The sequence below is a fragment of the Helicobacter cinaedi CCUG 18818 = ATCC BAA-847 genome, from assembly GCF_000155475.1.
GTDB lineage: Bacteria > Campylobacterota > Campylobacteria > Campylobacterales > Helicobacteraceae > Helicobacter_C > Helicobacter_C cinaedi.
On the sequence record NZ_DS990391.1, the window covers coordinates 439860 to 446718 of the forward strand.

Consider the following 6859-nt stretch of genomic DNA (forward strand, 5'->3'; position numbering starts at 1 on the left):
AGAATGCTAGATCATATGCTTTCACTTGAAATGGCGTTTTTTAATAAAATGCGTGGAGGAGAATTGATTGCTAGAATCACAAATGATATTGGGCTTATCCGCTCGGCTGTATCAAACTACATCACAGAATTTGTGCGTGAAGGTATAAGTATTATTGGGCTTGTTGTGATTGTGATTTATCAAAGTCCAAAGTATGCGCTCATTGGGCTTGTCATTATGCCACTAGCCATTATACCGCTTAGTCTTATCATCAAAAAGCTCAAAAAATACTCACGCAATATCCAAGAAAAAAATGCGGATATTACTTCAAAACTCAATGAAATTTTTAATAATGTAGAAGTTATTAAGGCAAGTAATGGTGAAAAGCTAGAGTATGAAAATTTTAAATCACAAAATCTGCATTTTCTTAAAATCAGTATGAAAGCTGTGCGTGTGGGGGAGCTAAGCACACCTCTAATGGAGCTTTTAGGTGCGATAATGCTAGGCTGTGTGCTGTATATGGCAATCGTTGATATTTCACAAGGAGAGCTAAGTGCGGCACAATTCTCATCATTTGTGGGGGCGTTATTTCTTATTTTTACACCTTTTAAACGCCTTGTCAATCTCTATACACAAATGCAAATTGCTATTGTCGCAAGTGATAGAATCTTTGAAATCCTTAATCAAAAACAACAGATAAAAGATGGGGATTTGGTGCTACAAGCCCCCATTCATAGTATTGATTTTAACAATGTGCATTTTCACTATAATGAAGAAACTCACGCCCTAAAAGGTGTGAATCTTAACTTTAGAAAAAATAAAATCACTGCACTTGTAGGAAAAAGTGGCAGTGGCAAAAGCTCAATTATCAATCTCATTTTGCGACTTTATGAAGCAAATGAAGGGCTTATCACCCTTAACAATCGCGATATTAAAGACTATACGCAAAAAAGTGTCCGTGATAATATGGCGGTGGTAACGCAAAGAATTTTCATATTCCACGATAGCATTATTCACAATGTCGCCTATGGAAGCAAGATAGATGAAAAAAAGGCTATTGAAGCACTCAAATACGCACACGCTTGGGATTTTGTAAGCCAAATGCCAGAAGGGATACATACAATCCTTGATGAATTTGGCACAAATCTTAGCGGAGGGCAACGCCAGAGAATCGCTATTGCTAGGGCGATTTATAAGAATCCTGAAGTTTTAATTTTTGATGAGGCGACTTCTGCACTTGATTCACAAACTGAAGAGGCAATAAAAGAGAGTATAGAACAACTAAGGCAGGACAAAATTATTATTATCATCGCTCATCGTCCAAGCACCATAGAGCTTGCTGATGAAGTCTTCCATCTCAAAGAAGGTAAGATTATCAAAACAGAAACTCGCTCGTTGCAATCTTTTAGAACATAACAAAATATAGAATCTTGCTTTAATTTGCTACTTTCCAGCATTAGCTTAGAAACTTTAGTCCTCTTAAAATAAAATAAAAAAACTTTAATCTATATTTTTCTATAATACGACCTAGCCTTTTAAAAGCCACAAGAATCTTAGTATTTGGAATCTTTAATGTTAGGATTCTTGCTATGAGCTTGATAGGTCAAACTACACATAGGAGGATTTATGCGAGAGGATAAAGTGATTGAGAGTTACACAGGCGTAACGCCTCAAAGGAAAAAAAGTAAAATCCCAGCTAAGCTTGATTTTTGGCAGAGTGCAACAGGGCTGTTTTTGGGGCTATTTATGTTGGCTCACTTGCTCTTTGTAGCAAGCATTTTAATCAGCAAAGAGGCGATGTATAAGGTTACAAAGTTCTTTGAAGGGAGTTTTATTTTTGGTGAAGCAGGAGAGCCAAGGATTGTTTCAGCGATTGTTGTGATTGTCATCATCGCCCTTGTTGTTCACGCGTTTTTGGCGATGAGAAAATTTCCCATTAACTACAAGCAATTCTTGGCACTTCGCGTCCATAAAGACTTGATGAAGCACGGAGATACGACATATTGGGCAATTCAAGCTGTTACAGGCTTTGCTATTTTCTTCCTTGCTATGCCACATGTTTTCATTATGCTTACCCAGCCAGAAAACATCGGTCCTAGTGCGTCTTCATACAGATTCTATCATCAAGACTTCTATATCCTTTATGCACTTTTACTTTTCGCAGTGGAATTCCACGGATCTATCGGGCTTTATAGGCTTTGCATTAAGTGGGGTTGGTTTGAAGGCTTAGGTATTAAGACTTTAAGAGCCATTAAACTCGCACTCACAGCCTTTTGTCTTGTGCTTGGTATCGCATCTTATATTGCCTATATGCAAATTGGACACGGACTAGATTCTAATAAAAGCATACAAGAATACAGAATGCTAGATGAACACACACAAGGGAAAGGAGCGTAAATGAAAGTAGTATATAGTGATGCGTTAATTATTGGGGGCGGATTAGCAGGGCTTAGGGCTTCTATTGCGGCAAAAGAGGCAGGATTAAATACTATTGTGTTAAGTCTTGTTCCGGTTAAAAGAAGTCACTCGGCAGCAGCTCAAGGTGGTATGCAAGCAAGTCTTGGAAACTCCGTAAAGAGTGATGGCGATAATGAGGACTTACACTTTGCTGACACAGTAAAGGGAAGCGATTGGGGTTGTGATCAAGATGTAGCAAGAATGTTTGTTACCACCGCTCCAAAAGCAATCAGGGAGTTAGCAGGATTTGGTGTGCCTTGGACTAGAATCCAAAAAGGCGATCGCCCAGCAGTTATCAATGGTGAAAAAGTAACAATCACAGAAGATGACTTCCGCCACGGCTATATCCATTCACGCGACTTTGGTGGCACAAAAAAATGGCGAACTTGCTATACTGCCGATGCGACAGGGCATACTATGCTGTATGCGGTGGCAAATGAAGCTTATAAGCTTGGTGTGGATATACAAGATAGAAAAGAGGCTATTTCTATCATTCATCAAGATGGCAAGTGCTATGGTGCGGTTGTGCGTGATTTGGTAACAGGTGAGCTTATAGCCTATGTGTCTAAAGGCACATTACTTGCCACGGGTGGCTACGGCAGGGTGTATAGAAATACGACAAATGCGGTAATTTGTGAGGGTATTGGTGCAGCTATTGCAATGGAGACAGGTATTGCAAAACTTGGCAATATGGAAGCTGTGCAGTTTCACCCAACGCCACTTGTGCCTAGTGGAATCTTGCTTACAGAAGGTTGTAGGGGTGATGGTGGAATCTTGCGTGATGTTGATGGCTATCGCTTTATGCCCGATTATGAACCAGAGAAAAAGGAACTTGCAAGCCGTGATGTTGTATCTCGTAGAATGCTTGAGCATATCCGCAATGGTAAGGGTGTAAAATCACCTTATGGTGATCACTTGTGGCTTGATATTTCAATCCTTGGTCGTGCTCATGTTGAGCGAAACTTGCGTGATGTGCAAGATATTTGTAAAACATTTGCGGGAATTGATCCTGCCACACCGGGTGTTTGGGCACCTGTGCGACCAATGCAACATTATTCTATGGGTGGCGTCCGCACAAACTACAAGGGCGAAACTTACCTTAAAGGACTATTTGCCGCAGGTGAAGTAGCGTGTTGGGATTTACACGGATTCAATAGGCTTGGTGGAAACTCTGTCAGTGAAGCGGTGGTATCAGGTATGATTATCGGTGGGTACTTCACAGAGCATTGTCAAGGGGCAAATCTTGATGTGCAAACTACTACATTAGAAAAATTTGTCAAAAAAGAGGAAGAATATCTTGCAGCATTGCTTAATAGCACGGGCAATGAAGATGTCTATGAGCTTAAAAATGCAATGAAAGACATTATGGATAATGATGTGGGAATCTTCCGCGATGGTGATGGACTAAGAGAAGCAGTTGATAAGCTTGAAGAGCTATATAAACGCAGTAAAAATATCCGTGTGCAGAATAAAAAGCTCCATAGCAACCCAGAGCTTGAAGATGCCTACCGCACACCAAAAATGCTTAAAATTGCATTATGCGTAGCAAAAGGTGCACTTGATAGGACAGAATCTCGTGGAGCACATACACGCGAAGACTACCCAAAACGCGATGATGCAAATTGGCTAAAACGCACACTTACAAGCTGGGAAGATCCAAACCAAACATTACCAACGGTAACTTATGAAGATTTGGATATTATGAAAATGGAGATTGCTCCGGGATTCCGCGGATATGGTGCTAAGGGTATGATTATAGAACATCCAAATAGTGCTATAAGACAAGCTGAGATTGATAAAATCACACAAGAGATTCAGGCTAAAGGTGGCGATAGATATGCCCTACAAGAAGCTCTTATGCCTTTCAATCTCCAGCCACAATACAAAGCAAGAAATCAACGACTAGGAGATAAGTAATGAGTGCAACACAACAAAAAGGAAGGACATTAACTATTAGGGCGTTGAAGTTTGACCCACAAAGTGCGGTTTCTAAACCTCATTTTAGGGAATATCAAGTGGAGGAAGCTCACTCTATGACGGTTTTTATCGCCCTTGGTATGATTAGAGAGCAACAAGACCCGGATTTGAGCTTTGACTTTGTATGTCGTGCTGGAATCTGCGGAAGCTGTGCGATGATGATTAATGGGCGTCCGCGTTTGGCGTGTAAGACGCTCACACAAGACTTCCCTGATGGCGTTATCACACTTATGCCACTCCCTGCATTTAAGCTTATTAAAGATTTGAGTGTAAATACAGGCGATTGGTTTGCAGGAATGACAAAGCGAGTTGAAAGCTGGATTCACACACAACACAAGCCTGATATTTCAAAGCTTGAAATGCCCATAGAGCCTGAAGTGGCTGATGAAGTTTTCGAGCTTGATAGATGTATTGAGTGTGGGTGCTGTATTGCAAGTTGTGCTACAAAGGTTATGCGTGATGACTTTGTAGGTGCTGCGGGAATGAATAGAATCGTGCGATTTATGATTGATCCACACGATGAACGCACTGATGAGGATTATTATGAGCTTGTGGGAAATGATGATGGTGTGTTTGGCTGTATGAGCCTTATAGCTTGCCACGATACTTGCCCCAAAGAGCTACCGCTCCAAAGTAAAATCGCTTATTTACGCCGAAAAATGGTAAGTGTAGGTATGAAATAATCCTTATCTGTCCCCCTAAAATACGGGGGGAGGATGGATTCTAAAGAAAGTCTATGCAGTTTATTCAATCTTTTTTCTTTTCATCGACAAACTTCGCTCTCATCGCACTTGTATGCCTTTTTATTTTTGCTGGTTGCTCCTCTATTGTAGCATCCACCAAAGATATTAAAGACTCCCGAGCCTTGCAGTCAAATCCTACTCCGACCTTTGATCCCTTGCAAACACAACTTGCTAAAGCCTATAAAGAACAGCTCAGTCAAAATCCAAATCTCACAGCAGCTGTGCTTGTAAGCGATGGGATAGATGCATTTTTGAATCGTGCCTATTTGGCTAGAAACGCCCAAAAAACATTAATTTTGCAAACCTATATCTACAAAAATGACATCGCTTCACGCATTCTTATGCACGAGGTGTGGTTGGCTGCCCAGCGGGGTGTGATTGTTAAAATGCTGATTGATGATAATGGGCTAGATTCTGATTTATCGGATATTATCGCTCTAGATTCTCACCCAAATATTGAAGTTAAGATTTTTAATCCCTATAAAAATCGCTCACGCATTTTACGCTATCCGGAGATGGTGTTTGACTTTAATCGCATAAATCATCGTATGCACAATAAGCTTTTTATTGCCGATGATATAGCACTCATTATAGGCGGACGCAATATTGCAGATAACTACTTTGATCAAAACAATAATGTCAATTTTGTGGATACAGATGTGCTGTTTGTTGGCAAAGTTGCTAAAGATGCACGAGATAGCTTCTACACTTATTGGGATTTTCACCGCTCTATCCCTGTGGCACTTCTGCCGCTAAAATCGTCCCTTAAAAAATTCAAAGCCTCCATTGAAAAGCTCAAAGCCAACCCGGAATGGGAGCACTACGAGCGTGAGATAACTACTTTAAGCCAAAAGTATGAGAGAAAAGATTTTAAAGTCCATTGGGGTAATGCCAATTTTATTGCCGATAACCCACGCAAGATTGAAGATTCTTCACTCCCAAGTCCCATTGCCAACGCACTGTGTGAAATTCTTAATCACACATATAAAAATCTCTATATCTCCGCAGCTTACCTTGTGCCAAGCAAAGAGGGAATGAAACGCTTTGCGAAACTTGCTAATGATAATGTGGATATACATATTTTGACAAACTCTCTTGCCTCCACAGATTCTCTTGTCGTGTATGCGGCGTGGGAGCGATACCGCTCTAAGCTCATCAAAATGGGAGCAAAAGTCTATGAGTATCAATACCACGGCAAGGGCAAGTCTAAACTCCGTGATAAAATGTCAAAGTCTAAAGCCTCCCTGCATAGTAAAAGTATCGTTTTTGATGATAAAATTGCGTGGATAGGCAGCTTTAATCTTGACCCACGCTCGGCAAATCTCAATACAGAATCTGTGGTTGTCTTTGACAATCCAGAATTTGCCAAAGTTTTAAAAAATGATTTGGTAGAAGATATGCAAAGTGCGTGGCACGTGTATTTGGAGGGAAAAAAAACACGCTGGGAAGGGGAACATAATGGCGCAAATGAGATTCTTAAACACCCGCCAGACACAGGTATATGGACAAGATTCTTAAAAACACTCTCTAAAATGCTCCCTGAAGATCAAATTTAACTTTAATTTTTAGAATCTCAATACCGAGATTCTAAAAATTACAACTCTTACTATCACTTTTCTTAACTTTCACTCACTTTTTTCGCCATTTTTCTTGAACTTAAGCTGTTTTTTTGTTTAGAATGCCTACTTTATTTTTCTATATAA

Annotated in this window: 5 protein-coding genes; all 5 read left to right on the forward strand. The window is 40.2% G+C overall.

The annotated features are described in order from the left end of the window. Positions 1–1395 (forward strand): ABC transporter ATP-binding protein (locus tag HCCG_RS02335; RefSeq protein ID WP_050754582.1); only part of this gene is annotated, 1395 nt, incomplete at its 5' end. 210 nt (positions 1396–1605) lie between these two features. Further along, positions 1606–2376 carry a fumarate reductase cytochrome b subunit gene (locus HCCG_RS02340; protein ID WP_002955794.1) on the forward strand — a complete coding sequence of 257 codons (771 nt, stop codon included), beginning with the start codon at positions 1606–1608 and terminating at the stop codon, positions 2374–2376. Continuing rightward, positions 2377–4353, forward strand: coding sequence for a fumarate reductase flavoprotein subunit (locus HCCG_RS02345; protein WP_002955795.1), 1977 nt, complete (start codon positions 2377–2379; stop codon positions 4351–4353). Further along, entirely contained in the window at positions 4353–5096 is a 744-nt protein-coding gene (locus tag HCCG_RS02350; RefSeq protein WP_002955796.1) for a fumarate reductase iron-sulfur subunit, read from the forward strand. Before HCCG_RS02345 ends, HCCG_RS02350 begins: the two co-directional genes overlap by 1 nt. A 53-nt stretch (positions 5097–5149) precedes the next feature. Continuing rightward, positions 5150–6712: a phospholipase D family protein gene (locus tag HCCG_RS02355; RefSeq protein ID WP_002955799.1), complete on the forward strand. Its 1563-nt coding sequence runs from the start codon at positions 5150–5152 to the stop codon at positions 6710–6712. Positions 6713–6859: the final 147 nt, after the last annotated feature.